The organism is Aggregatibacter kilianii, from assembly GCF_003130255.1.
Classification (GTDB): domain Bacteria; phylum Pseudomonadota; class Gammaproteobacteria; order Enterobacterales; family Pasteurellaceae; genus Aggregatibacter; species Aggregatibacter kilianii.
Genome location: NZ_NRCN01000001.1, coordinates 1,240,025 through 1,265,523, shown reverse-complemented (window position 1 = coordinate 1,265,523; position 25,499 = coordinate 1,240,025). Strand labels below are relative to the sequence as shown.

The window sequence follows — 25,499 nt, the reverse complement described above, 5'->3', positions numbered from 1 at the left end:
CTTCCCTTGTCGAAAAAAAGCCCTTGAGTCAAATCAAGGGCTTTTTTTGTAAGTCTAAAAAACGTTATTTTTTATAACCGCACTTTTACACTAAATTTTCATGCTTTTCATAAGCGGAAAGGGTATTTTGCATCAACATTGCCACCGTCATCGGGCCAACGCCACCTGGAACCGGCGTAATATAAGCTGCACGCTCGGCTGCAATCTCAAATTCCACATCACCAACCAATTTGCCATCAATGCGGTTAATGCCCACATCGACAACAACTGCACCTTCTTTAATCCATTCACCCTTAATAAATTTTGGCTTGCCCACAGCAACGACTAAAATATCTGCCTGACGAATATGACTTGCTAAATCCTCGGTGAAACGGTGTGTCACCGTGACGGTACAACCGGCCAACAGTAATTCGAGCGCCATTGGACGACCGACGATATTGGATGCACCAACAATGACGGCATGCTTGCCATAGAAAGAAATACCGGTGGTTTCCAATAATTTCATCACACCGTAAGGGGTACAGGCACGCAACGTCGGAATGCGTTGACACAAACGCCCTACATTATAAGGATGAAAACCGTCCACATCTTTTTCCGGTGAAATTTTTTCAATCACTTTGGTGCTATCGATATGCTTTGGTAACGGTAATTGCACCAAGATACCATCGACCGTATTATCTTGATTCAATTCCTCAATAAGTTCCAACAATGCCTGCTCTGTGGTAGTTTCCGGCAAGTCGTAAGATTTTGACGTGATGCCGATTTCAGTACAACTTTTACGTTTACTAGCAACATACACTTGCGAGGCAGGATCGGCGCCCACCAGAATCACCGCCAATCCCGGCGCTCGTTTCCCTCGTTCGACATAATGTGAAATTTGTTGAGCGACATTGGACTTTATTTGATTGGATAACTGAGTTCCTGAAATAATTTGCGCGGTCATTAGCGTCTCCGATGAGAAAAAATACAAACGTTTGCTATTTTGTCAGAAAACCATATTTTATGTAAGCCGAATTGCGATAAATTTAGACGATTAATGGTAAAATAAAAAAAACTATTGACTGAACATGAAAGAAAACTATAATGCTACACATCTTTTTCGGCGAGTAGCGCAGCTTGGTAGCGCAACTGGTTTGGGACCAGTGGGTCGTAGGTTCAAATCCTATCTCGCCGACCACTCTATTTACTTCTTTAATATTCCTTTTACAACGCGCCCTTAGCTCAGCTGGATAGAGCAACGCCCTTCTAAGGCGTGGGTCAAAGGTTCGAATCCTTTAGGGCGTGCCATTAAACATCATTCTTAGCAGATTTTTCATTAAAGTGCGGTCAGAAAAAACAACGTTTTTTGAACGTTAACTTGCTCTTCCTAACAGGGTAATTACATCATGTGAGTGATTTATGAGTAATTCTTTTCAAGAGTTTTCTTTTTTAACGCTATGAGAAAAAATAAGGGCTGTTTGAAACAGCCCTTGGTATTTTTATGTCATCAATATGCCTAAACCAACTGCACCAAAATACGGCGAATCGGTTCTGCAGCGCCCCATAACAGTTGGTCACCCACGGTAAACGCCGCTACATACTCAGGTCCCATATTGAGCTTACGTAAACGGCCGACCGGAACGCTTAATGTGCCGGTAACTTTGGTTGGCGTTAACTCACGCAATGTGGTTTCTTTGTCGTTCGGAATCACTTTCACCCATTCGTTGTGAGACGCTAAAATTTGCTCGATTTCCGCTAACGGAATATCACGTTTTAATTTAATAGTGAAGGCTTGGCTGTGGCAACGTAAAGCACCGATACGTACACATAAGCCGTCTACCGGAATCGGGTTGTCGCTTAAGCCAAGAATTTTGTTGGTTTCTGCGTAACCTTTCCACTCTTCTTTGGTTTGTCCGTTTTCCCAAAGTTTATCAATCCACGGAATCAAGCTGCCGGCCAATGGTGCACCGAAGTTATCAATTGGGAAATCGCTGTCACGCATTTTTGCCGTAACGGCGCGTTCAATGTCTAAAATGGAAGAATGCGGTTGTGCCAATAACTCTTTGACTTCCCCATTCAGCTCGCCCATTTGTACCAACAACTCACGCATATTTTTAGCGCCTGCACCACTCGCAGCTTGGTAAGTCGCCACGGAAATCCATTCCACTAAATCCTGTTTAAATAGGCCGCCTAACGCCATTAACATCAAACTCACCGTACAGTTACCGCCCACATAGGTTTTCACGCCGTTTTTCAAGCCTTCGCTAATCACGTGTTGGTTTACCGGGTCTAATACGATGATGGCGTCTTTTTCCATACGTAATGCAGACGCTGCATCCACCCAATAGCCATCCCAACCGGCCGCTTTTAATTTTGGATACACTTCGTTGGTGTAATCACCGCCTTGGCAAGTGACAATAATGTCTAACTTCTTCAACTCGTTAATATCAAACGCGTCTTTCAACGTGCCTGCGTCTTTGCCGGCAAATGTCGGCGCCGCCTGACCTGCTTGAGAAGTGGTAAAGAAAACCGGATTGATGTTCGCAAAATCATTTTCTTGCTGCATACGTTCCATTAAAACGGAACCCACCATTCCGCGCCAACCGATAAAACCAACGTTTTTCATAAGTGTGTCCTTTAACTAGATATGATTTGAGAAATGTGAGGATTTAATTAATAGCAAGAGATCGCGCCCAAAAGCAAGTGTTTTTCCGATATTTTTTTCATTTTTAAAAATAATTGAAAAATCGACCGCACTTTTTTTAAATACCGTCTGCCGACCACATGAATGGACCACACGAAAATGACACCTTATGTGTTATAATTCAACCAAATTCATTAACTAAGGACAACTATGCAATTTTCCAAAATGCACGGGCTGGGCAATGATTTTATGGTGGTGGATGCGGTCACGCAGAATGTTTATTTTCCCACAGAAACCATCAAACGCTTGGCAGATCGTCATCGTGGTATTGGTTTTGATCAGCTGTTGGTGGTGGAACCGCCTTATGATCCCGAACTGGATTTTCATTATCGTATTTTTAATGCGGACGGTAGCGAAGTGGCGCAATGCGGTAACGGCGCGCGTTGCTTTGCCCGTTTTGTCACATTAAAAGGCTTAACCAATAAAAAAGACATCGCCGTGAGCACGCAAAAAGGCAAGATGGTACTTAGCGTAAAAGAGGATGGCAATGTGCGGGTGAATATGGGCGAACCCGTTTGGGAGCCGAACAAAATTCCATTTATCGCCAATAAATTCGAGAAAAATTATATTTTGCGCACGACGGTGCAAACTGTGTTGTGTGGCGCAGTGTCTATGGGCAATCCGCATTGCGTGGTACAGGTGGAAGACATTCAGATCGCCAATGTGGAACAGCTCGGCCCCTTATTGGAAAACCACAAACGCTTCCCGGAACGGGTCAATGCAGGATTTATGCAAGTAGTAAACCGCAAACATATTAAGTTACGTGTGTATGAGCGCGGCGCAGGTGAAACCCAAGCTTGCGGTAGCGGTGCTTGTGCGGCTGTCGCGGTAGGCATTATGCAAGGCGTATTGGACAACGAAGTACAGGTCGATTTGCCCGGCGGTAGTTTAACCATTGAATGGCAAGGCGAAGGTCATCCGCTTTACATGACGGGCAGCGCCACTCACGTTTACGACGGTGTGATTTATTTGTAAGACTTCGCCATGCAAAACGCACTACAAAAATATTGGACTTATCTGAAAATTGAACGCCAAGTCAGCCCGCATACGTTGAGCAACTATCAGCGTCAGTTGGTACGTGTTGTCGAAATTTTACAGCATGCCGGCATTCAACAATGGCAACAAGTCACACCAAGTGTAGTACGTTTTGTCATAGCGCAAAGCCACAAAGACGGCTTACATGAAAAAAGTTTGGCGCTACGCCTGTCTGCATTACGACGGTTTTTAAGTTATTTGGTGCAACTTGGAGAACTGAAAGTCAACCCGGCCACCGGTATTTCCGCGCCGAAACAAGCCAAGCATTTACCGAAAAATATTGACACCGAGCAAGTGCAACAGCTACTTGCCAACGACAGCAAAGAGCCCATCGATATTCGCGATCGTGCCATCATTGAATTACTGTATAGCTCAGGCTTGCGTTTATCGGAATTACAAGGGCTGAACCTCAACAGCATTAACATCCGTGTGCGTGAAGTACGGGTGATTGGTAAAGGCAACAAAGAACGGGTGGTACCGCTGGGACGTTACGCCTCCCACGCCATTCAACAATGGCTCAAAGTGCGGTTATTATTTAATCCGAAAGATGAGGCGCTATTTGTCAGCCAGTTAGGTAATCGTATGTCACATCGTGCTATTCAAATGCGCTTGGAAACCTGGGGCATTCGGCAAGGATTAAATAGCCATTTGAACCCGCATAAACTGCGCCATTCTTTTGCCACTCATATGTTGGAAGCCAGCTCCGATTTGCGTGCAGTGCAAGAATTATTAGGTCATAGCAATCTGTCCACCACGCAAATTTATACCCACCTGAATTTCCAACATTTGGCGGAAGTTTATGACTCTGCCCACCCACGAGCAAAACGTAAAAAATAAGGAAAAACGCCATGATTTTCTACCGCACTTTAATGCCCTTTCAGGTGATGAGTTTTGATCTCGACGACACGCTATATGACAACACACAAGTGATTGCCAACGCAGAAGCCGAATTTATACGGTTTGTGCAGACTCATGGCGGCATAACGGATTTTGATCAAGAATCATGGTGCGTTTGGAAACAACATACCGCAAAGCAAGATCCGTTGTTACAGGAAGATGTGACTTTGTGGCGAACGCAAAGTTTACAGGCGCTATTGGCTACGCGGCAAAAAAGTGCGGTGGAAATTTCCGATATTTCTTCGCTGGCAATGAAATATTTTTTACATTGGCGTCATCAAATAACCGTACCGACACAAAGTCTTGAGATTCTGAAACGGCTTAAACAACGTTATCAATTAGTTGCCATTACCAACGGCAATGTGGATCCGACGCGTATCGGGCTCGATCATTTCGATGTCATTCTCCGTGGCGGCGAACATGGACGAGCCAAGCCCCACGCTGATTTATTCAGCCAAACTGCCCGTTATTTTAATATTCCGACGCATCAGATTTTGCATGTTGGCGATAACCTTATCACCGATGTTCAAGGCGCCATGCAGGCCGGTTGTCAATCGGTATGGTTAAATTCAAGCGGAAAATCCATTTATCAATTTAATGAGGCGCGTATTTTACCCACAATAGAAATGACGGATTTGGTAGGGTTATTAGCGTTATACGCTTAAAAGTGCGGTCGATTTTAAAAATGTTTTTTAGCAGAGAAGGCATAGTTGAAACTATGCCTTTGTTATTAAAAATCGGTTTATTTAACAATGTCGCCTTTTAATGCTACGCCACCGATAAGATGCCCGGCATGGCATTCATATTGGCTAGTGCTTTTGAAGGTATTTTTCTTGTAATAACTCACGATATTCCCCACTTTGGTAGCACCGGAGGCTTCAGCTTTTTCCTGTAATTGTTTCACTGCAGACAAGAAGGCGCGTTGGCAAGCTTTTTCGTCAGATTTGTTGGCTGCGTTGGTTTTCTTATTGGTCACAGCGTTAGCAATGATCACTTTACCCGGTGCCGGTGTCCCGAAATAAAGTTTCACTTTTGGGTTCACCACGCCACTCGCTTCAGGGGAATTTAATGCGCTTTGAATATCTAAGTGGTGAACGGTATCACGCGGCGCACAAGCGGCAATAAAGATACAGGCTACGGCAACGCTGAATTTGGTCATCAATTTCATAAACATCTCCTTTAATAGTGAAAAGATAATAAAATCCGGCTAAGTATAACACTTTTCTTTTATCTACAATTAACATATAGCTTTTCTTATGGCTCGGTAATTGCTTTCATATAGGAGCATAGGTAAAATTGGGCAAATTTCGTATATTTATCATTTTATTTTTTAGCCTAATTTCAGGAATCCAATGAAAAATTATATTTACCCCTCTGCATTGCTGCATTTAGCTTAGTCGGTTGCTCTTCCGGCGTTTCAGATCTTAGACCGGTAGGAAACGGCTACAATATCAAACACCTTTGCTTGAAAGGCAACACATACAGCGCGCCGGATAATTTCATTGAAGCTTTAACCCAAAGTCTCAAAAATAAAAATATTTCCGCACAATTAGTAAAAGATAAAGGAACTTGTGAGCGTATTTTATTTTTTACGGTCAAAGGGAATAGTCAAATTATCGCCAGAGCAAAATTGGATTTGCGTGATGCCGCAAGTAAGCAATCTTTAGGTTTCTTATCTTACAAACGTCGTGGTGATGAAAAAGATCGCGTTGATCAGGTTGGTTTACAAGGCCAAACGGATTTAATGATTAATCAATTATTTCAATAATTCATAATGACTCAAACTATTTGTCAATTTTCATTTAATATCAGCTGTTGGAATATCGTTTGTAATAAAACATTAAGTGAGCATGATTGGAAATTAGGCTATTCACATTGGCAACAAAACTGTACAAATTTCGCTGATTTTGCGCCCAAACTTGAATTTTTACCGCCACTTAAACGTCGTCGTTTAAGTGATTCTGCCCGTTTGATTTTTGAAGCCGCTTGGACACTGGTTGATGAACAATCCAATTTACCGGTGGTTTATGCCTCGGCAAATAGTGAGATTAATCGTAATTTTAGCTTATGGTATTCGCTTTTGACGGAAGGCGATGTTTCTCCGACATCCTTCAGCTTATCGGTGCATAATGCGTTAATCGGGCAATGGTCGGAATTGCGTAAGGTCACGGCGGAAACCACCGCATTAATGGCCAATAAAGATAATTTGGAAATCGCATTACTGGAAGCCTATTTATTACTCAAAGAAGGTGCCGAACGCGTGTTGGTCGTCGTTGCCGAATCGCCCTTAGAACAGGGTTATGATGTGCAACCCGTAGTACGTCAGCCGTTCAGTTATGCCTTAGCACTGGTTATTGAAGCCGGCAAGCAATATCAACTCAGTTTTTGTGCCCAACCGCCGGAAGGTGAAGCTGTTGTTGATACGGCATTAGAATGGGTAAAAAATCAGTATCTCAACCAGACTAAATGGTGCACGCCAAATAGTACCGGAGGATCTTGGTCATGGCAGAAAAACTAAATTGGTTGCGCCGTTTTTTGAGCACAGCCATTGGTTTTTTATTTTGGGGCGTTGCCGGTACATTATTGCAGTTGGTGTTATATCCTTATGCACGCCATCACCAAACCAATAGCCTACAAACCCAATTGAAAGTACGCCGTTTTGTCGGTCGAATTTGGTATTATTTTATTCGTTATCTGTCTTTTGGCGGCGTGTTGGAAGTCAGTTATAAAGGTTTTGAGAAACTCGGCAGACCGGGCCAATTAATTTTACCGAACCACCCGTCTTTGTTGGATGTAGTATTAATTTTAGGTCAAAGTCCAAGCCTGAATTGCATTGTGAAAAAAGATTTGCTCAACAACCCTACCATGCGCAATCAAATTTTGGCATGCGGTTTTTTACCGAATACGGAATCGGTAGAATTACTGGAGCAAAGTGACGAGGTGCTGAAAGAACAAGCTTTATTATTATTTGCCGAAGGTACCCGTACCGGTTGGGACGGTGTGGTGAAATTAAACCGTGGCGCGGTATCCATTGGGTTACGTAGTGCCCGTGTAATTACTCCGGTCATTATTCGCATGAATCCGCTCAGTTTAAAGAAAGGGCACCCATGGTATAAAATCCCGAAAACGCGCATTCAATATGAACTCATCGTCGGTGAAGACATTCATCCGCAAGATTGGCTACAAGAACAATCTATCCCAATGGCTTCACGCAGATTAACCAAATACTTGGAAGATTATTTTAATACACATACAAAGGACAACTAAAATGGAACTGGAACAACAACTTAAACAATTAATCATTGACAGCCTTGCGTTAGAAGACATCAGTGTTGAAGATATTGAAAATGACACCGCACTTTTTGGTGACGATGGCTTAGGTTTGGACTCCGTTGATGCTCTCGAGCTTGGTCTGGCCGTACAAAAAACCTTTGGTTTGCAATTAGATAGTGAACAAACCCAATTGCGCGATCATTTTGAAAGCGTCACCTCCTTAGCCAAATTTATTCGAGCGCAAAAAGGCGAGGCATAATATGACCGAACAAGAAATCCGCGATCTCCTCAGCGACGCGTTGGCGTCTTTATTTGAAATCGAACCGGAAAGAATTAAGCCGGAAACTAATCTGTACGAAGAATTGGAAATTGATAGTATTGATGCTATCGATCTTATCGATCACATCAAACGCAAAACAGGTCACAAGTTACAGGCGGAAGATTTCCGCAATGTTCGAACGGTGGATGATGTGGTGAAAGCCGTGCTGAAAATGAGTCAAAACACACAATAATGTCTAAATATACCGCCAATAGTTTAATTGCCCATGATCCGCAATGGCGTTATGTGGATTTTGAACAAAAAGCCCGCCAAATTTCTGCCGAACTACAACAACGCCAAGTTCGTGCCATTGCCGTTTGGCTGGAAGACGGAGCCAAATTGGCCTGTACCCTGTTAGGGGCTTGGAATGCCAACGTTCGAGTGCTCTTCCCGCCGAATTTCACCTCAGAAAGTGTAGAATGGGTGAATAGTAATGCCGATCTTTGGCTCACGGACAGTGAAATAAACCAACCTTCCGCCGAAGATTTCGAGCATTTCGGTGCACAACAAGAGGTGCAAAAACATCCGCAAAATCGACCGCTCTTTGATTATACCAATCAAACGGAAATTTGGTTAAAAACCTCCGGTAGCACCGGCGAAGCTAAGACCATTATCAAAACTGCCGAACAAATGTGGCTTGGCGCCGAAGCGCTTGCTATTGCCCTTCCTTTACGCGCCAGTAATGATATTACCGCCCTTAGCACCGTTAGCATTCAGCATATTTACGGCTTAACCGTGCACATCATGATGTCTTTGGTCAACGGTTGGCAAATCGGTCGCAAGCAACAGTTTTATCCGGAATGTATCATCGCCGAAGCGCAAAAGGCCAAACAGGTTGTGGTGGTCAGTAGCCCCGCCATGTTGACCCGGATTGATTGGTTTAACACAACAATGCCCAAAAGCCTTGCGGGCGTAATTTCCTCCGGCGGTGCTTTGCCGGAAGAGATCTCCGAACAAATGCGTAAGCTGTTACAACAACCGATTATTGAAATTTACGGCAGTACGGAGACCGGCCCAATCGCCATTCGTGACAATATCCATTTATGGCAAACCCTACCAAACAGCCAATTAGGCAGTAACGAACATGGTGCCTTATGGATTGAAGGGGCATGGCTTTCCCATCGTGAACAAACAGCAGACGTGGTGGAATTCACCGATGGCGGTTTTCGCCTGCTCGGACGCAGTGACCGCATCGTAAAAATCGGCGACAAACGTACATCGTTGGCCGGCATTGAAGGTAAATTAATGCAACATCCGTGGGTGGATGATTGCTATATCGCCCAACACCCCGAACAAGCCCGTTTGGCCGCGTGGGTGGGATTAACAGCTCAAGGTATCGACGCTTTGCGAGGACATGGACGACGTTATTTGGTGGAACAGCTGAAAACGCACTTATCGGCAACCCAAGACAAGACGGCCATTCCACGTTTTTGGCGTTTTACCGACAAATTACCGCGCAACAGCCAATCTAAAATAAATAAGTTAGAATTTAACCGCACTTGCCTTGAGCCGCAACGCGATCCTATTTGGTTTACACAACAACAAAATGAACATCATTATCACGCCACAGGCAAAGTGCCATTAGATTTGATTTACCTTAAAGATCATTTTGCAAATTTCCCGTTAGTCCCGGGGGTCATTGAATTGCAATGGATTAACGAAAAAATCAGTGAATTTTTAGCGCAAGATGTGGGATTTTGTCGTATTGATAAACTCAAATTCCAGAAATTTTTACGTCCGAATGATGAGTTTGAACTAAGCTTAACGCTTAACGGACAAGGGGATAAAGTGACGTTCCAACTCAAAGTGGAAGGTGAAATTTGTTGTAGCGGCGTGGCTATTTTAAACGCTGTTCAATCGTTCAAATAATCTTCAATACTGCCGGTGAAAGACCATGATTAAAGTGTTCATCAATCTCTTATTAACCTTAACCGGCATTGCCTATCCCATTATTTGGCTGTTTGCGAACAATCAACAAATGTTGTTTCATTTGCCTTGGATCATGGCCGTGCTTTGGGCGGTCAAAGGCTGTTTTCAACAACAAGGGCAACGTTATTTTGCGTGGTCAATAGCATTGATTTTAGCGGTGGTAGCATTCACCCGCTCCATTGAAACCATGTTTTGGTATCCAATCATTATTAACGGTTTAATGCTTTCTTTGTTCGGTAGCAGTTTATGGAGCGAACAAACCGTGGTGGAACGCCTCGCCCGCTTACAGACACCGGATTTAAATGAAGCCGGCGTGCGTTACACGCGCAAAGTAACCCAACTTTGGTGTGGCGTATTTATTGTCAACATTCTCATTACCGGTGCCGCTATTTGGCTGAAATTCTACGATTTTTGGGCACTCTACACCGGTGTGATTTCTTATTGCGTTATCGGTGTCGTCATGGCAGGCGAGTGGTTGGTTCGTCAAAAAGTTAAGCAACATTATGAATAAACATGATGGATAAACCCATGAATGATTCTATGCACAAGCTAAGAGAAACAACAACGCTCATCGCGCGTCATCCCGATTGGCAATGGCAGGATTTCATTGCCCGCGCATGGCAAATTGCGGCACAGTTAAGACAAGATAATGTCCGCACGGTGGCATTTTGGTTTGAAGATGCCGCACTGTTCGCCTGCACCATGTTGGCCTGTTTTCATGCCGGCGTGCGCATTTTGTTACCGCCGAATTTACTGGAAGAAAATCAGCAATGGATCGCAGAAAATGCCGATTTTCTGTTTGATGATCCCCAATTTGCGCACTATGGCGTCACGCAAAAACATCCTGAAAATCCACCGCACTTTGCTTGCCATGCGCAAACGGAAATATGGTTAAAAACCTCAGGCAGCAGTGGACAGCCCAAAATCTTGGTAAAAACCGCGGCGCAAATGTGGCTTGAAGCGGACGCTATCCGCCAATCACTCCCTTTTTCCGCCGGCAATCACATTCACTTAGTGTCCAGTGTTTCTGCGCAACATCATTATGGGTTGTCTTATCGCATTATGCTGCCGTTGACCATGGGCTGGACCATTGCCCGCAGACAATTACCCTACCCGGAACATTTAATTGAAGAAAGTCTCTCTGCGCCCTCAGTGGTGTGGATCAGCAGCCCGGCCTTATTAACCCGATTAAATTTAAACGCGCCCAAATTAGCCCAATGTCCTTTTGCCGGAATTATTTCTTCCGGTGGCGTCTTGCCTGTTGATGTTGGCAATGCCATGCGTAAACAATTACAAACCCACGTCATCGAATGTTATGGCAGCACGGAAACCGGCGCGATTGCCTTTCGTGCAGATGATGGTTTATGGCAACCAACGCCGCTCACACAGGTGGGATTGAACGAAGAAGGCGCATTATGGGTGGAATCCGCATGGTTAAACCAACGAGAACAAACTGCTGATGCCGCCGAATTGGTAAACGGCAAATTCAATTTACTGGGACGTATTGATCGCATTGTAAAATTTGGCGACAAACGCATTTCACTGGTTAAAATCGAACAAGATTTACTGCGACATCCTTGGTTGGCGGATTGCTATGTGGCACAACATCCCAAACACGCCCGGCCTGCGGCTTGGGCGGCATTAAATACCGAAGGTATTCAGGCCTATAAGACATTAGGACGCAATGAATTGGTCAACCGCTTGCGTCATTTTCTTATGCAAAGCCAAGAACATTCCGCTTTGCCGCGCTTCTGGCGCTTTACCGACGAACTGCCACGCAACAGCCAATCGAAAATCGGCAAACGGGATTTTGAGCAGGTCTTTTTAATGCAAAAAGAGGAACATTTCGCATGAATCAGGTCATCGCCATTATTCCTCATTACAACCATTCGGATACTATCGGCAATGTGGTAGAACAATTGCTTGCACTAGAGTTACCGGTGCTGATTGTAGATGACGGCTCTTCTGCCGAACATGTGGCCGTGTTAAAAAAATTAGAAAATCCACCGAAAGTTATCGTACATTATTGCCCGCAAAATAGCGGCAAGGGCGCAGCTATGAAAGTGGGCTTTACCCAGGCCTTCAACATGGGGTTCACGCACGCTATTCAAGTAGATGCTGACGGGCAACATCATCTGCCCGATATTCAACAAATGTTACTGGAAATGCAAAAAAATCCGACCGCACTTATTTGTGGCAACCCTATTTATGGCGAAGACGCCCCGAAAGCCCGCTTATACGGACGCAAAATCACCGATTTTTGGAACGCTATTCACACCCTTTCCACCGACATCAAAGATGGAATGTGTGGATTCCGCTTATATCCGTTAGCAGCAATGTTGCTATTAATGCAACAGGAAACATTAGGCAATCGCATGGAATTTGATATTGATATTTTAGTGAAATCCCACTGGCACCAAATTCCTTTGGTTTGGGTGCCAACACCGGTACGTTATACACTGGACGGTGTGTCGCATTTTCGCGGTTTCGCCGACAATTGGGCGATCAGCAAAATGCATACCCGCCTCTTTTTCGGTATGTTGGCAAGGGTATTGACGGGACGTAAAGTATGACTTCACAACATTGGGCTCAACAACATGAACGGGGCAGTAAATTTTTCCTCAATTTAACCCGTTTAATCGTGCAGTATTGTCCTCTGTGGTTAATTCGTCTTATCACGTTTATTGTGGTGAGTTATTTTTTTCTCACCTCAAGGAAAGCGCGCCGAAATATTGCCCGCTACCAACAACGCTTACAACGAACTTTTCCACACATAAAATTGCCGCGTTATGCCTTGTTTCGGCATTTTTTGGCGTTTGGTGAGGCAATTACCGACCGTTTTGCCGTGTGGCAGAAAAAAATTCGTTACCCTGATCTCGTATTGGATGATACGGACAATGTCTATCAAGCCATTCGTTCCCAAGGCCGCGGTCAGATTTTAGTGTGTTCTCATTTTGGTAATATTGAAATTTGTCGTGCCCTGGTGGACAGTGGACATCACGGTAATTTTCGATTAAACATTTTGGTACATAACCGCCACGCACAAGCCTTTAATGAAACCTTGGAAAAAGCCGGTGCTACCTCATTACCATTAATTCAGGTGGAAGATTTAGATGCGCAAAAAATGCTGGAATTACATGACCGTATCGAACGGGGAGAATGGATTGCCATCGCGGCGGATCGCATTCCGGTGCGCGGCGACAAAACCCAAAAGATTCATTTTTTAGGAGAAAAAGCAGAATTTCCGCAAGGGGCATGGCTAATGGCAAGCATACTAAAAACCCCGATTAATACGGTGTTTTGCTTAAAAAAACGGGGCGATTACCACTTAAAATTGCGGCATTTTTCTGCCCCGATTGAAGGCTGTGGCAAGCAACGCGCAGAAAATATTGAAGCGGCCATGCAACGCTATGCGGATTTACTGGCGAAAGAATGTGAAGAAAATCCGCTTTATTGGTTTAACTTTTACGATTTTTGGGAAGACGATTCAAAATGAAAAAACACATTTATTGCCACCACGCTTCCGACTATGAAATCCAGTTTTTTGACGTGGATTCTATGAATATCATGTGGCATGGACATTACGTGAAATACTTGGAAATGGCACGCTGTGCATTTTTAGACGAAATTCATTACACCTATGATGTGATGAAAGAAAAAGGCTACGGTTGGCCGGTTGTGCAGTTAAATTTGAAGTATGTCAAACCAACCATTTTCCGTCAGAAAATCCGCGTAGAATTGTTCTTGGTAGAATACGAAAGTTGTATTCGTATTGATTATGTTATTCGTGATCTGGCAACCAAACAAAAACTCACCAGCGGTAGTACCACTCAAGTGGCTGTGGAAATTAAAAGCGGCGAAATGCAACTGCAAACTCCGCCTTGCTGGCGAAGTGCGGTGGAAAATCACCCGAGTTTTCAAGCGGAGAAAAGCCATGCGTAAAGCCTTACTTCTTGTTTTGTTCTTGCTTAGCCCACTCACCTTTGCCTTTTCCGAAGGTGAATTGATCACGTTGTTGCAAACGCCTAAAAACGTGCAAGGCGATTTTACCCAACAACGCTTTCTGAAATCCTTAACCAAGCCTATTACTACCCAAGGCAAGTTCACGCTTTTGGCACAAAAAGGCTTGTTATGGCAAATGGAAAAACCTTTTGCCAATCAATTACGGGTGAAAAAAGACGGCATTATGCAATGGGACGGAAAACAATGGGTCGCCAATGGAAAAATGGGACAAGCGGAACAAATTTCGCTGTTTTTAGGCTTGTTGTCAGGTGACATTTCGGGGCTAAAATCACAATTTGATGTGACACTCGGCGGTAACGCACAACATTGGCATTTAACCTTAACGCCAAGTTCGCTATTAATGAAACAGATTTTTACTAACATTCAAATTCAAGGCGATAATGTCGTGAAAACCATTGTGTTAAACGAAAAACAGGGGGATAAAACCCACATTCAGTTTGACCACATTCAACAAAATCAACCCTTGTCCGCCATGGCACAATCTGCCCTTGAATAAAAAACGATGAAAAAAACCACCGCACTTTCCTGTTTATACGCCCTATTTTTAATCGCCACCTTGGTGACGCTGGGCTATTTGGTCAAGAAAGGCGATTGGTTACAAACTGACCTGCGCGCGCTGTTACCGCAAGAACAAGGTTGGACAGACTTACAAATCCAAGCGGATCAACATCAAGAAGCATTGCTTAATCAACAAGTTATCGTACTTATTGGCCATCAAGATCCGCAAACTGCGTTTCAACTTAATGAGAACATCGCACAACAATGGCAGCAAAGCGGCTTGTTCACGCAAGTGAACGACAAAATGCAACCGAATCTGACAACGTTGCGTGAAGAAATCAAACAATTACGCTTTGCCACCTTACCGCAAGCAATTCGTCAGCAATTACTGAATAATCCACAAGCCTATTTTCAGCACTATGCCGAACAAATTACCAACCCGTTTGCTCAAACCAATTTACTGTCTTTAGAACAAGACTGGTTGGGCTTCGGCCGATTTGTGTTAGCGCAGGCGCAATCCCAAAGCCGGGTTCAATGGAATGCGGAAAACGGCATGCTGTATATTGTCGAAAAAGAGAAAACATGGGTTTTGCTACGTGGCGTATTGGCACAGGGCAGTTTGATCAATCCATCGTTAAAACTGACCGCACTTTTAACGGAAAATCGTAAGCAAGTTGACGCGAACGGCGGGCAAATGCTAGCCACCGGGGCCGCCCTGTTTGCCGCTCAAGCCAAAATGAAAGCCGAACAGGAAAGCACCTTAATGAGCCTGCTCGGCGTCAGCCTAACCTTATTATTGCTGCTGACAACCTTCCGAACGCTACGCGTATTATGGCTCTTTCTGCCGATTGTGGCAGGGATGCTAAGCGGTGTCACCGCAACGGTGCTGACCTTTGGGCAAATTCATATTTTAACCATCGTCATCGGCACCAGTTTAATCGGTGTACTCATTGATTTTCCGCTACACTGGCTCTCCTCTTCCCTTTCAAACCTGCAGTGGAATGGCGTTCAGGCGATGAAGAAATTACGTTTTACTTTTCTGATTAGCCTATTTGTGACGCTCTTGGGCTATGGTCTGCTCGGCTTTACCGCACTTCCGGTGTTAAAACAGACCGCACTTTTCTCCGCTATTGCCCTGATCGCGGCCATGTTGGCGACCCTATTATTTCTACCGTCGCGCTTTCGTCGTTACCAAGCCAAACCGCTAACGTCACGCCCTAAAGTGCGGTCATTTTTCGACGCGTTTTTACAGCAGGAAATCGGACCGTTGCCACTGGCGTTATTACTATTATTCATTGTCGGCGGTTTGTATCAATCTAAGTGGCAGGACGATATTCGAGAATGGGTTTCCATGCAGCAAAGCATGCTTAACGAAGCCAAACAAATCGGAGACTTAACCGGGATTGATTTGGGTAATCGTTACTTCTTGGTAATCGCCGATAATGATGATGAATTATTAGCCAAAGAAGACGCGCTCACGCAAAAATTAGTAGAACAAAAAATCCCCTATCGAGCCTTGTCCCAATGGATTATGTCACCAATGCAACAAACGCAATTCCTGCAAGCACTTAACACAAATTTAAAGCCGCAAGATTATGCGATTTTAGAGGACATCGGCGTGCCACCGGAGCGTATTCAAACGGCACTCACCGACCTAACCCATGCCTCACCGTTACAACTCTCCACAGTATTACAAACACAAGTCGGTCAAGCATGGCAAACGCTGTATTTAGGTAATATGAACGGCAAAGTGGCCGGTGTGGTGCAGGTAAGTGGCTCAGCAATCCAATCCTTAGCGCATTTTGCCAATCAACAGGATATTTTCTGGCAGGATAAACGGGCGCATTTGAATCAGGCCTTCCAAGCCACCCGAGATCAGGCGGCTTGGTTAAAAGTGCTGTCGTTCATGTTTGCCGGGCTCTTGTTATGGCGTTTCTTCGGCACCAAAAATACCTTAAAAATGTTGTTACCCCCTTTATGCGCCATTGTAACAACGGTGGCGATGTTCGGTTGGTTTGGTTGGCCAATCAGCTTATTTACCATGTTCGGTCTGTTGTTGGTTTCCGCCATCGGCATTGATTACACCGCCTATATGCAAACCGCAAATGAGCCTTTATACGGTAAGTACATTGCGGTATTATTGGCGGCAACCACCACGCTCATTTCTTTTGTCTTATTAGGCTTAAGTTCAACACCTGCGGTGGCCTCATTCGGGTTAAGTGTGAGTATTGGCGTGTTATTCAGCGTAATTATAACTTTTAAAATGCTACGTCATGGAGAATCAAAATGAATCAATTTGATGTTGTGATTATTGGGGCAGGGCCAGCAGGTTCCGTCGCCGCCTCCTTATTGCATAAACAAGGCGTCAAGGTTTGTGTATTAGAAAAACAACATTTCCCGCGTTTTGTCATCGGCGAAAGCCTGTTGCCTTATTGCATGGATATTTTAGCGGAAGCGGACTTGGTTGACGCCGTCAATGCCGAGAAAACCTTCCAATTTAAAAACGGTGCCGCCTTCACTTGGGGCAATCGTTACACTTATTTTGATTTCACCGATAAATTCACTGCCGGTCCGGGCACGACTTACCAAGTTCGTCGCGGTATTTTTGATAAAATTTTAATTGATGAAACAGCCAAAAAAGGCGTAGAAGTCCGTTTCGGCCATGAAGTGCTCAGTTTAGATAATTCGGGGGAAACCGCCGTATTAAAAACCCGTGGCGAAGACGGTGAAGAGTATCATTTATCCGCCCGCTTTGTATTGGACGCCAGTGGTTATGGCCGCGTATTGCCGCGTTTATTGGACTTAGAAACACCGTCCAGTCTGCCTACCCGTGTCGCCCGTTTCACACATATTGATGACAATATCAATGCTCCTGACTTTGACCGAAATAAGATTCTGATCACGACACACCTGACACACCGTGATGTGTGGTTATGGTTGATTCCATTTGCCGACAACCGTTGCTCTATCGGTGTGGTGGGTTTGCCGGAAACCCTAGATGGCGACAATGAAACCATATTGAAAAAATTCGCGTTGGAATGCCCGATGTTAAAACGCATTTTGGCTAACGCCAATTGGGAAAATGATTTCCCATATCGTCAGATTCAAGGTTATTCCGCAAACGTAAAAGCGTTATATGGCAAACATTTTGCCTTGTTGGGCAACGCCGCCGAATTCCTTGACCCGGTATTTTCCTCCGGCGTGACCATCGCCTTACATTCGGCCCGTTTGGCGTCGCGTATTATTCCACGCCAACTCAAAGGCGAAACGGTGGATTGGCAAACAGAATTTAGCGAACCGTTAATGGTTGGCGTGAACGCCTTCCGCACTTATGTAAACGGTTGGTATGACAATTCTTTCCAAGATGTGATTTATGCACGTAATCCGGAACCTAAAATTCGTCAAATGCTGTCGTCTATTTTGGCGGGCTATGCGTGGGATACGGAAAATCCATTTGTGGCGAAATCCACACCCCGCTTAAACGCGCTGGCAGAAATTTGTGGCATCGCTACCCAAGATTAAAGGTTAGGCTCTGATGATGAAATATGTCTTGCTGTTGTGTTGTTTAGTGCTTACTGCCTGCACATCGTTGCCGACGGTCAAACACTTGCCGCCACAGCAACAAAACATTCGGGTGTTTAAAGTGGAACAATTAAATGCCCAACATCAACTCCAACAAGCCAGCCTATTAACCTTACAAACAGAACCGCAACAGTGGCGTTGGGTACAAACGGATCCTCTTGGTGCGCCTTTGGCGCGGGTGATTTTAACTACGCAAGGATGGCAAAATGACGGTTTTGTCATGCCCAACCAACAAGCCAAACTGCTTTTTTCTGCGCTATCCACGGCGTTAAACCCAAACCATGCACTATTTACATTTAGCGCAATTAATCCCGTGGCAAATGGCGCCGATTATTTTATTCAAAATAAGAAAGTCTGGCAGATCAGACAATTATCTAACACGATTGAAATTGACTTAGCCGATCAAAGCCATTGGCGAATCGAAGAATTAAATTAAAGGGAAAAATGACCACACTTTATTTAACCAAACCGGCCATTCTCAGCAGTTTAGGAGAAGGCATTGAACGGCATATTCAGCATTTATTGGCAGCTGAGGCTTCACCGCTCGCGCCTTCCGATCAGGCTTTCACCCATTATCACATGGCGGGCAAACAACGCGTATTCGGCGAGGTAAACACAACATTACGCCCGTTCCCACAAGATTTGCCAAGCCTGCACGCCAGCCGTAATAATCAACTGCTTTGGCATTGTTTGGCACAAATTGAACCGCAAATTGAACAGGCAATCGCACGCTTTGGTCGTCAACGCATTGCCGTGGTTATCGGCACATCCACCACCGGCGTAGATGAAAATATCCCGGTGTTTCAGTACGCCGTTGGACATCAAGACTGGAAAGGCGCGCCATTCAAACAGCAACAGCAATATTTTTCCGCTCCGGCCGATTTTGTCGCCTATCAATATGGCTTACAAGGTTTAACATACGGCATTTCCACTGCTTGCACCTCTGGCGCCAAAGCCTTAATCAGCGCGGCACGCCTATTAAACGCTGAGTTATGCGATGCCGTGATTTGTGGTGGTGTTGATGCACTTTCACCACTCACCATCAGTGGCTTCGGGGCATTATCCGTATTGTCCGACAAACGCTCGAATCCGCTTTCTGCCAATCGCGACGGCATTAATTTAGGCGAAGGCGCCGCGGTCTTTATCATGAGCCGTGACAAATTAACGGATGACAATATCGCCCTCTTGGGCTACGGTGCCAGCAGTGACGCTTATCATATGTCCTCGCCACATCCTGAAGGTAAAGGCGCCATTGCGGCTTTCCAAGACGCATTAAACTCCGCCCGATTAAGTGCTGCACAAATCGGTTGGATTAATTTACACGGGACCGGCACGGTACATAATGACCAAATGGAAAGTCTCGCGGTACATCAAGTATTTGGTGATAATACGCCTTGTACGACCACCAAACCTTATACCGGCCACACACTTGGTGCGGCAGGAGCAGTCGAAGCCGCCATTTTATGGGGCACCATCGATCGCAAGTTAAACCCTAACGGCAAGTTGCCGGCGCAATTGTGGGATCAACAACGGGATGACGCCCTACCTTTGATCAACATCACCGATGCCCAAAGCCGTTGGCAAACCACACCACGCATTGGCGCTAGCAGTTCCTTTGCTTTCGGCGGCAACAACACCGTGTTGATTTTAGGAGAACGAGATGATTGATTTAACGTGCCCAATCACCGACATCACCCCGTTGGTTCCCCATACCGGAAAAATGATTTTATTGGATCGCGTCGTTGATTTCGGCGATGACTTTCTGGTGGCGGAAGCCGAAATTCGTGACGACAATATCTTGTTAAAAGAAAACAAATTACCCGCATTTTTAGGCGCTGAAATCATGGCGCAAGGGGTTGCCGCTTGGGCCGGTTGTAAATGCGTTCGTGCCGACAAACCGATTAGTTTGGGATATTGGATTGGCTCCCGCAAACTTAGCATTCATCAAACCGATATTGCCGTGGGCAGCAAGTTATGCATTCAAATAAAGCTCTCCATTGAAGATTCCACCGGGTTCGGGGTATTTGATTGCCAACTGATTGACCAAGCCAATCAACAAGTGATTGTGGAAGGCGCACTCAATGTCTTTAGACCACAAGTTTAAATTCATTGAAAAAAACCACCGCACTTTGAAATTCAGGAACAAAAAATGAGTGAAACCGTTTTAATTACAGGATCCAACAGAGGCATCGGCAAAGCCATTGCCCTGCGTTTGGCACAATCAGGCTTTGACATTGTGGTACATTGCCGTAGTCGCGTTGACGAAGCCGAATTGGTGGCACAAACCGTGCGCGAACTGGGACAACAAGCCCGCGTATTACAATTTGACATCAGCAACCGCGCCGAGGTGGCTGACATCTTAACCGCAGATGTCGAAACAAACGGTGCTTATTATGGGGTTGTATTAAATGCCGGATTAACCCGCGACAACGCCTTTCCGGCACTGACCGACGAGGATTGGGATCAGGTATTACGCACCAATTTAGACGGATTTTATAATGTGCTTCACCCGATTATGATGCCGATGATCCGCCGTCGCAAAGCGGGGCGCATTGTGTGCATGACTTCTGTATCCGGCTTAATCGGTAATCGTGGGCAAGTGAATTATAGTGCTTCCAAAGCAGGATTAATCGGCGCGGCAAAAGCCTTAGCGGTGGAATTAGCCAAACGTAAAATCACCGTAAACTGCGTAGCGCCGGGTTTAATTGATACGGATATTTTGGATGAAAATGTACCGATTGAAGAAATCTTAAAAATGATCCCGGCAGGCCGTATGGGCGATCCGGAAGAAGTCGCACACGCCGTTAATTTCCTAATGGACGAAAAAGCCGGCTACATTACCCGCCAAGTGATTGCGGTCAATGGCGGGCTGTGTTAAGGATATTTTTATCGTGTAAGCGCAAGCAATTACGCTATCACTAAGCAAACCAAGAGAATCAAATATGAAACGAGTCGTGATCACAGGTATTGGCGCGATTACCGCCTTCGGTAAAGAATGGTCGGAAGTGAAAGCCGCCTTCCAACGCAAGCAAAATGCGGTACAGGCAAAAACCGAATGGGCAGAACGTTACCCTGAGTTGGGGGCCAATTTGGGCGCGGAAATTCATGGCTATCATCCGCCTAAACACTGGAATCGCAAACAATTACGTAGCCTAGGGCGCGTCTCTCAATTCGCAGTCGAAGCCGCCGAGCGCGCCTTAGCAGATGCCAATTTGTTGGATGAAAAGGGTGAAATTCAGGCTTATTTAAAAGACGGCAGAATGGGCGTTGCTTGTGGATCCTCTACCGGGTCTACCAATGACGTCAGAGATGCCGCCGAGTTATTAATGACCGGAAAATCCGACGGTTTCAATGCCAACACCTATGTGCGCATGATGCCCCACACAACTGCCGCCAATATTGGTATTTTCTTTGGTTTAACCGGGCGTATTATCCCCACGTCAAGTGCTTGTTCATCCGGTAGCCAAGGCATTGGTTATGCTTATGAATCCATCAAACACGGTTTAATTCCGATGATGCTGGCCGGCGGTGCCGAAGAATTTTGCCCGTCGGAAGTGTATGTATTCGATTCTCTCTATGCCGCCAGCCGTAATAATGCCAACCCAAGCCAAACTCCTCGGCCATACGACAAAGATCGTGACGGTTTGGTGATCGGTGAAGGTGCGGGTATTTTTGTATTAGAAGAATTAGAACATGCCCTTGCCCGCGGCGTGAAGATCATTGCAGAAATCGTGGGCTACGGCGCCAACAGCGATGGGGCTCACGTCACCCGCCCGCAAAAAGACACGATGCAACGCTGTATGGAATTAGCGTTAAAAGACGCCGGGTTATCACCAAACCAAATCGGTTATGTGGATGGTCACGGCACCGCGACCGAACAAGGTGATATTGCCGAAACCCAGGCAACCGAAGCCGTCTTCGGCCATGTACCGTTAAGCTCGCAAAAAAGCTATTTAGGTCATACACTAGGCGCGTGCGGTGCGTTAGAATCTTGGTTTGCTATTGAAATGATGCGTGACGGCTGGTTCGCACCAACCTTAAATTTAGATAATATTGATAAACGTTGTGGAAAGTTGGATTATATCTGTGGTGATGGTCGTCACATTCAAACCCAGTATGTCATGAATAATAATTTTGCCTTCGGCGGCGTCAATACCTCATTGATTTTTAAACGTTGGGAAGATTAATACATAAAAAAATGCAGCGATCAGGCTGCATTTTTTATGCGTAAAAACGTTTGAAAAAACCACCGCACTTTCTACAAAATCATCTTCACTAATTTATCCGCTTTAACACGGGCAAATTTTTTCAGTAGCTTTTGTACCGGTGCCGGATATTGATCCATTTCTTCCAGTTCACTGTAGTGTTTTAACGCTGTAGTGTGTTGACGGATGTGTTCCAGTTCTTTTAACACTTGCGGGCGCAATTGATGTTGTGGGTCATGAATGAACAAGCCATTTTCTGCATCTAACCGCCATGCACGTGGGTTAAGGTTATTACCGGTGAGTAAAATATAGTTATCATCCACCCAAATGCCTTTCAGGTGATAAGTATTATCCCCGTCTTTCCATAAACGAATAATCAATTGCCCTTCAGCAACTTCACGTTCAAATTTTTTACTAAAACGGCGTAAATTGCTTTCATATAGATATGGCAAAGCCCCCGCCATTTTGAACGGTTGCTCCGGCGGAATATAGAAATCATTGGCCACTTTATCGCCCACAATGATTTCTATTTTTTTGCCTTTGCGTAATAAATAACGGATTTTTTGTTGCAACGTATGCGGGAAATTGAAATACGGCGTGCAAATGGTGAGTTTATCTTCCACCAATTGGAATAAATCTTCAATCGTACAATTCAAAATATTGCCCGCACCCCCCAAACCGAATAACGGCGTTACCGTTAATTCACTGCAAAAATCGACCGCACTTGGCAGTTTGTACTGGCCGTAAACAGAGAGATTTTTACGGAAATGACGAATACTTTGGCGAATTTCTTTAGTTTTCGGACGGTTTACATTATCTAATGGCAGCACGACATCGGAATCCAACAAATAACGGCGAATAAAATTCACCATAGTGTCGGCTAATACGGCGTTAGTGATTTTTTGGTAACGATCGTAACGGTATTTTTCATTTTGTTGTAAATACACGTTATTAATACTAGCGCCACTATAAAGCACGGTGTTATCAAACACAAAACCTTTGATGTGTAACACACCGAATACTTCGCGGGTGTTAATCGGCACGCCGAAAAACATATTCGGGTCATCGGCAAGTTGATATTTTTGGCGTTCTTCGCAATACCAATCGGCATTGGTGGCACTCTTCTCGGCACCCAATAAATTCCGCTGAGCGCGGTGCCAATCAATTAAAATTTTAACCTCAAGTTCAGGTTTATCTTGTTTAGCGCGATAAATTTCATCCAGAATTTCCTGTCCTGCCTCATCATTTTGCCAGTAAAGTGCGGTAACAATAATTCGGGTTTTCGCTTCTCGGATAAGTTGAATAATCTCACGTTTAAACGCTGCCGGGCCATAAATAAATTCTACTTGTTCGGCGGCCAACGGCAAACACGGCAGGCTTTCAAGACGCTTTTTCGCGCGTTTTGTTTTATCTGTAAACATAAATCTGTTCTCTATAAAATACTCAATGAGTAAGAACGCTTAATCAGCTTAATTAGTGCGATAGTTTACAATATTTATCCCCCAACTTGGTAGAAAAAAGGCTGATTTTCGTTATAATGCTCACAATTTTATTGCAAAAATGAGCAAACTTCGTTCATTTCATTCCCATTCACCCTGCTATCGGCAACCCAATTATGAATCAAAATTCAACAAAACCCACTTTCAAATCAGCCCAAAAGTCTTTTTCTGAACGTAGCGTCGGTGACGACCGCCAAAAACGCGACAAAAATCGACCGCACTTTAATCGTGAAGAACAAGCTGCGCGCCAACCATTCAAGCAAGACAAACGTCGTGCCGACAAAACTAAAGATAAACGTGAATACGCTGAAAAAACACCGCGTGTTTATGAAAGTACGCTGAAAAAAGCCGGTGACACCGAGGGCCGCGTAAAAGTGATGGTGAAAAGTAGCCAATTTGACGAAAAAATCAAAGAGAAAAAAACCGGTCCACTATCGCCAAGAGCGCCTGAAAAAATCAAGAAAAATCGGGCCGAAGAAATGAAAGTATATGGCGAGAATGCTTGTTTAGCCTTATTTGAACAACGCCCCGGCAGTATTGTGCGCCTATGGGCGACAGTGCAAATGGCGCATAAAATCGGCGACATTTGTAGCTATTTAGCTGCGAATAAAAAGGTGTATCACATCGTTGATAGTGAAGAGCTTACCAAGGTCAGCGGCACCGAACATCACGGCGGCATTTGTATGTTGGTGAAAAAATCCCATCCGTTTACGTTGCAAGGCTATTTGGATGTGCCACATTCGGAGGACTGTTTGGTGCTGCTGGACGGTGTCAACAATGCACAAAATATCGGCGGCATTTTACGCACTTGCGCATTTTTCGGCGTGAAGCATATCATCACGGAAACCCCTGAAAGTCTTAACTCGCCAATTACATTACGCGTCGCGGAAGGCGGTGCGGAATATATCCGCGTGTTGGAAACTGCAGATACGCGTCATGCCTTAGCCGCATTACGCGCGGCCGATTATCAAATCGTGCATATTGCTACCGGTAAAAACGGCACATCATTGGATAAAGTGCGGTTAAAAAATAAAACGGTTTTTGTGCTAAGTGAAGGTTCAACGGAAGACTTGGTAAATAAAGAAGATGAGCAAGTGCGCCTATCCTTTGCCAACCCATTGAAAAGCAACTTAAATGTGGCGGTAAATGCGGGAGTTTTGCTGGCGAAGTGGCATTTTAAATAAAAAACATAACTTATCGGGCGTAGTAAAAACGCCCTGTTTTTTCACCGCACTTTTGGTGAATTACAACTTATCCGCGTGATGAATCAACACAAAGCGCTCCCAAAGTTCCTCTTCGGTTTCGACATGCGCCGGATCAGTGATGATACATTTGCTGATAGGACAAACCTTTTGACAGGTTGGAGTGTCATAATGGCCGACACATTCGGTGCAGAGCGCTGGATCGATGACATAGATCGCCTCCCCGATTGAAATTGCTTCATTCGGGCATTCCGGCAAGCACATATCGCAGTTTGTGCATTTGTCAGTAATGAGTAGAGCCATGATGTTCTCGGGGAAAATGAAAGGGGTCGGATTATAATCAATACGCTAACA

Annotated in this window: 28 protein-coding genes and 2 tRNA genes; 25 read left to right on the top strand and 5 right to left on the bottom strand. The window is 44.8% G+C overall.

Features of this window, described 5'->3' with window-relative positions:
* Positions 1-85: 85 nt before the first annotated feature.
* Positions 86-943, bottom strand: coding sequence for a bifunctional methylenetetrahydrofolate dehydrogenase/methenyltetrahydrofolate cyclohydrolase FolD (gene folD / locus DK428_RS05990; RefSeq protein ID WP_109064575.1), 858 nt, complete (start codon positions 941-943; stop codon positions 86-88).
* A 157-nt stretch (positions 944-1,100) separates the two neighbouring features.
* On the opposite strand from folD, the gene DK428_RS05985 reads away from it, so the two are divergent.
* Together DK428_RS05985 and DK428_RS05980 are read left to right on the top strand one after the other, a co-directional pair.
* Positions 1,101-1,177 (top strand) — tRNA-Pro (locus DK428_RS05985).
* A 33-nt stretch (positions 1,178-1,210) separates the two neighbouring features.
* Positions 1,211-1,287: transfer RNA gene (locus DK428_RS05980), tRNA-Arg, on the top strand.
* Between the two features lie 208 nt (positions 1,288-1,495).
* On the opposite strand, the gene asd is transcribed toward DK428_RS05980, so the two are convergent.
* On the bottom strand, positions 1,496-2,605 hold the full coding sequence (asd, locus tag DK428_RS05975; RefSeq protein ID WP_050692624.1) for an aspartate-semialdehyde dehydrogenase: 1,110 nt from the start codon (positions 2,603-2,605) through the stop codon (positions 1,496-1,498).
* 228 nt (positions 2,606-2,833) lie between these two features.
* On the opposite strand from asd, the gene dapF reads away from it, so the two are divergent.
* Genes dapF through yigB form a run of 3 tightly spaced genes read left to right on the top strand, consistent with a single transcriptional unit; the run spans position 2,834 to position 5,280 of the window.
* A complete protein-coding gene (gene dapF / locus DK428_RS05970; protein ID WP_109064576.1) occupies positions 2,834-3,658 on the top strand; it encodes a diaminopimelate epimerase in 825 nt (274 codons plus the stop codon).
* A gap of 9 nt (positions 3,659-3,667) precedes the next feature.
* Complete coding sequence (gene xerC / locus DK428_RS05965) at positions 3,668-4,555, top strand: tyrosine recombinase XerC (protein ID WP_005702171.1); 888 nt, start codon at positions 3,668-3,670, stop codon at positions 4,553-4,555.
* A gap of 11 nt (positions 4,556-4,566) precedes the next feature.
* Positions 4,567-5,280 carry a 5-amino-6-(5-phospho-D-ribitylamino)uracil phosphatase YigB gene (gene yigB, locus DK428_RS05960; protein WP_109064577.1) on the top strand — a complete coding sequence of 238 codons (714 nt, stop codon included), beginning with the start codon at positions 4,567-4,569 and terminating at the stop codon, positions 5,278-5,280.
* Positions 5,281-5,357: 77 nt separating this feature from the next.
* Here yigB and DK428_RS05955 read toward each other — a convergent pair whose 3' ends face one another.
* A complete protein-coding gene (locus DK428_RS05955; RefSeq protein WP_109064578.1) occupies positions 5,358-5,783 on the bottom strand; it encodes an excinuclease ABC subunit A in 426 nt (141 codons plus the stop codon).
* Between the two features lie 297 nt (positions 5,784-6,080).
* On the opposite strand from DK428_RS05955, the gene DK428_RS05950 reads away from it, so the two are divergent.
* The 19 genes from DK428_RS05950 (at position 6,081) to DK428_RS05860 (ending at position 22,426) form a co-directional block, all read left to right on the top strand.
* Positions 6,081-6,383, top strand: coding sequence for a hypothetical protein (locus tag DK428_RS05950; protein WP_239493780.1), 303 nt, complete (start codon positions 6,081-6,083; stop codon positions 6,381-6,383).
* 6 nt (positions 6,384-6,389) lie between these two features.
* Entirely contained in the window at positions 6,390-7,133 is a 744-nt protein-coding gene (locus DK428_RS05945; protein WP_109064580.1) for a beta-ketoacyl synthase chain length factor, read from the top strand.
* Complete coding sequence (locus DK428_RS05940) at positions 7,118-7,882, top strand: lysophospholipid acyltransferase family protein (RefSeq protein WP_109064581.1); 765 nt, start codon at positions 7,118-7,120, stop codon at positions 7,880-7,882. Before DK428_RS05945 ends, DK428_RS05940 begins: the two co-directional genes overlap by 16 nt.
* Before the next feature lies 1 nt (position 7,883).
* Complete coding sequence (locus tag DK428_RS05935) at positions 7,884-8,147, top strand: phosphopantetheine-binding protein (RefSeq protein WP_005702927.1); 264 nt, start codon at positions 7,884-7,886, stop codon at positions 8,145-8,147.
* A 1-nt stretch (position 8,148) separates the two neighbouring features.
* Complete coding sequence (locus tag DK428_RS05930; protein ID WP_050692630.1) at positions 8,149-8,400, top strand: acyl carrier protein; 252 nt, start codon at positions 8,149-8,151, stop codon at positions 8,398-8,400.
* Entirely contained in the window at positions 8,397-10,076 is a 1,680-nt protein-coding gene (locus tag DK428_RS05925; protein ID WP_109064582.1) for an ApeI family dehydratase, read from the top strand. The genes DK428_RS05930 and DK428_RS05925 overlap by 4 nt, the downstream gene beginning before the upstream one ends.
* A gap of 25 nt (positions 10,077-10,101) precedes the next feature.
* On the top strand, positions 10,102-10,647 hold the full coding sequence (locus DK428_RS05920; RefSeq protein WP_050692632.1) for a COG4648 family protein: 546 nt from the start codon (positions 10,102-10,104) through the stop codon (positions 10,645-10,647).
* A 2-nt stretch (positions 10,648-10,649) separates the two neighbouring features.
* A complete protein-coding gene (locus tag DK428_RS05915) occupies positions 10,650-11,990 on the top strand; it encodes an AMP-binding protein (RefSeq protein ID WP_109064583.1) in 1,341 nt (446 codons plus the stop codon).
* Complete coding sequence (locus tag DK428_RS05910) at positions 11,987-12,709, top strand: glycosyltransferase family 2 protein (RefSeq protein WP_109064584.1); 723 nt, start codon at positions 11,987-11,989, stop codon at positions 12,707-12,709. Before DK428_RS05915 ends, DK428_RS05910 begins: the two co-directional genes overlap by 4 nt.
* On the top strand, positions 12,706-13,632 hold the full coding sequence (locus DK428_RS05905) for an LpxL/LpxP family acyltransferase (protein WP_109064585.1): 927 nt from the start codon (positions 12,706-12,708) through the stop codon (positions 13,630-13,632). Before DK428_RS05910 ends, DK428_RS05905 begins: the two co-directional genes overlap by 4 nt.
* Positions 13,629-14,078 carry an acyl-CoA thioesterase gene (locus tag DK428_RS05900; protein WP_109064586.1) on the top strand — a complete coding sequence of 150 codons (450 nt, stop codon included), beginning with the start codon at positions 13,629-13,631 and terminating at the stop codon, positions 14,076-14,078. The genes DK428_RS05905 and DK428_RS05900 overlap by 4 nt, the downstream gene beginning before the upstream one ends.
* Positions 14,071-14,655 (top strand): LolA family protein, encoded by a 585-nt coding sequence (locus DK428_RS05895; protein WP_109064587.1) that lies wholly within the window; start codon positions 14,071-14,073, stop codon positions 14,653-14,655. Before DK428_RS05900 ends, DK428_RS05895 begins: the two co-directional genes overlap by 8 nt.
* Positions 14,656-14,661: 6 nt before the next feature.
* Positions 14,662-16,947, top strand: coding sequence for an MMPL family transporter (locus tag DK428_RS05890; protein ID WP_109064588.1), 2,286 nt, complete (start codon positions 14,662-14,664; stop codon positions 16,945-16,947).
* Positions 16,944-18,179, top strand: coding sequence for an NAD(P)/FAD-dependent oxidoreductase (locus DK428_RS05885; RefSeq protein ID WP_204352444.1), 1,236 nt, complete (start codon positions 16,944-16,946; stop codon positions 18,177-18,179). Before DK428_RS05890 ends, DK428_RS05885 begins: the two co-directional genes overlap by 4 nt.
* Before the next feature lie 16 nt (positions 18,180-18,195).
* On the top strand, positions 18,196-18,675 hold the full coding sequence (locus DK428_RS05880) for a hypothetical protein (RefSeq protein WP_109064620.1): 480 nt from the start codon (positions 18,196-18,198) through the stop codon (positions 18,673-18,675).
* An 8-nt stretch (positions 18,676-18,683) separates the two neighbouring features.
* Positions 18,684-19,907 carry a beta-ketoacyl-ACP synthase gene (locus DK428_RS05875; RefSeq protein WP_109064590.1) on the top strand — a complete coding sequence of 408 codons (1,224 nt, stop codon included), beginning with the start codon at positions 18,684-18,686 and terminating at the stop codon, positions 19,905-19,907.
* On the top strand, positions 19,900-20,343 hold the full coding sequence (locus DK428_RS05870) for a hotdog family protein (protein ID WP_109064591.1): 444 nt from the start codon (positions 19,900-19,902) through the stop codon (positions 20,341-20,343). The genes DK428_RS05875 and DK428_RS05870 overlap by 8 nt, the downstream gene beginning before the upstream one ends.
* Positions 20,344-20,388: 45 nt before the next feature.
* Positions 20,389-21,117, top strand: a complete 729-nt coding sequence (gene fabG, locus DK428_RS05865; RefSeq protein WP_109090074.1) for a 3-oxoacyl-ACP reductase FabG — start codon at positions 20,389-20,391, stop codon at positions 21,115-21,117.
* A 64-nt stretch (positions 21,118-21,181) separates the two neighbouring features.
* The gene (locus tag DK428_RS05860; RefSeq protein ID WP_109064593.1) at positions 21,182-22,426 is read left to right on the top strand and encodes a beta-ketoacyl-ACP synthase; all 1,245 of its coding nucleotides are present in this window, start codon (positions 21,182-21,184) and stop codon (positions 22,424-22,426) included.
* 71 nt (positions 22,427-22,497) lie between these two features.
* On the opposite strand, the gene pssA is transcribed toward DK428_RS05860, so the two are convergent.
* Positions 22,498-23,865 carry a CDP-diacylglycerol--serine O-phosphatidyltransferase gene (pssA, locus tag DK428_RS05855; RefSeq protein WP_012771809.1) on the bottom strand — a complete coding sequence of 456 codons (1,368 nt, stop codon included), beginning with the start codon at positions 23,863-23,865 and terminating at the stop codon, positions 22,498-22,500.
* Positions 23,866-24,059: 194 nt separating this feature from the next.
* On the opposite strand from pssA, the gene DK428_RS05850 reads away from it, so the two are divergent.
* Positions 24,060-25,127, top strand: coding sequence for a TrmH family RNA methyltransferase (locus DK428_RS05850; protein WP_109064594.1), 1,068 nt, complete (start codon positions 24,060-24,062; stop codon positions 25,125-25,127).
* 60 nt (positions 25,128-25,187) lie between these two features.
* Here DK428_RS05850 and DK428_RS05845 read toward each other — a convergent pair whose 3' ends face one another.
* On the bottom strand, positions 25,188-25,448 hold the full coding sequence (locus DK428_RS05845; protein ID WP_109064595.1) for a YfhL family 4Fe-4S dicluster ferredoxin: 261 nt from the start codon (positions 25,446-25,448) through the stop codon (positions 25,188-25,190).
* Positions 25,449-25,499: the final 51 nt, after the last annotated feature.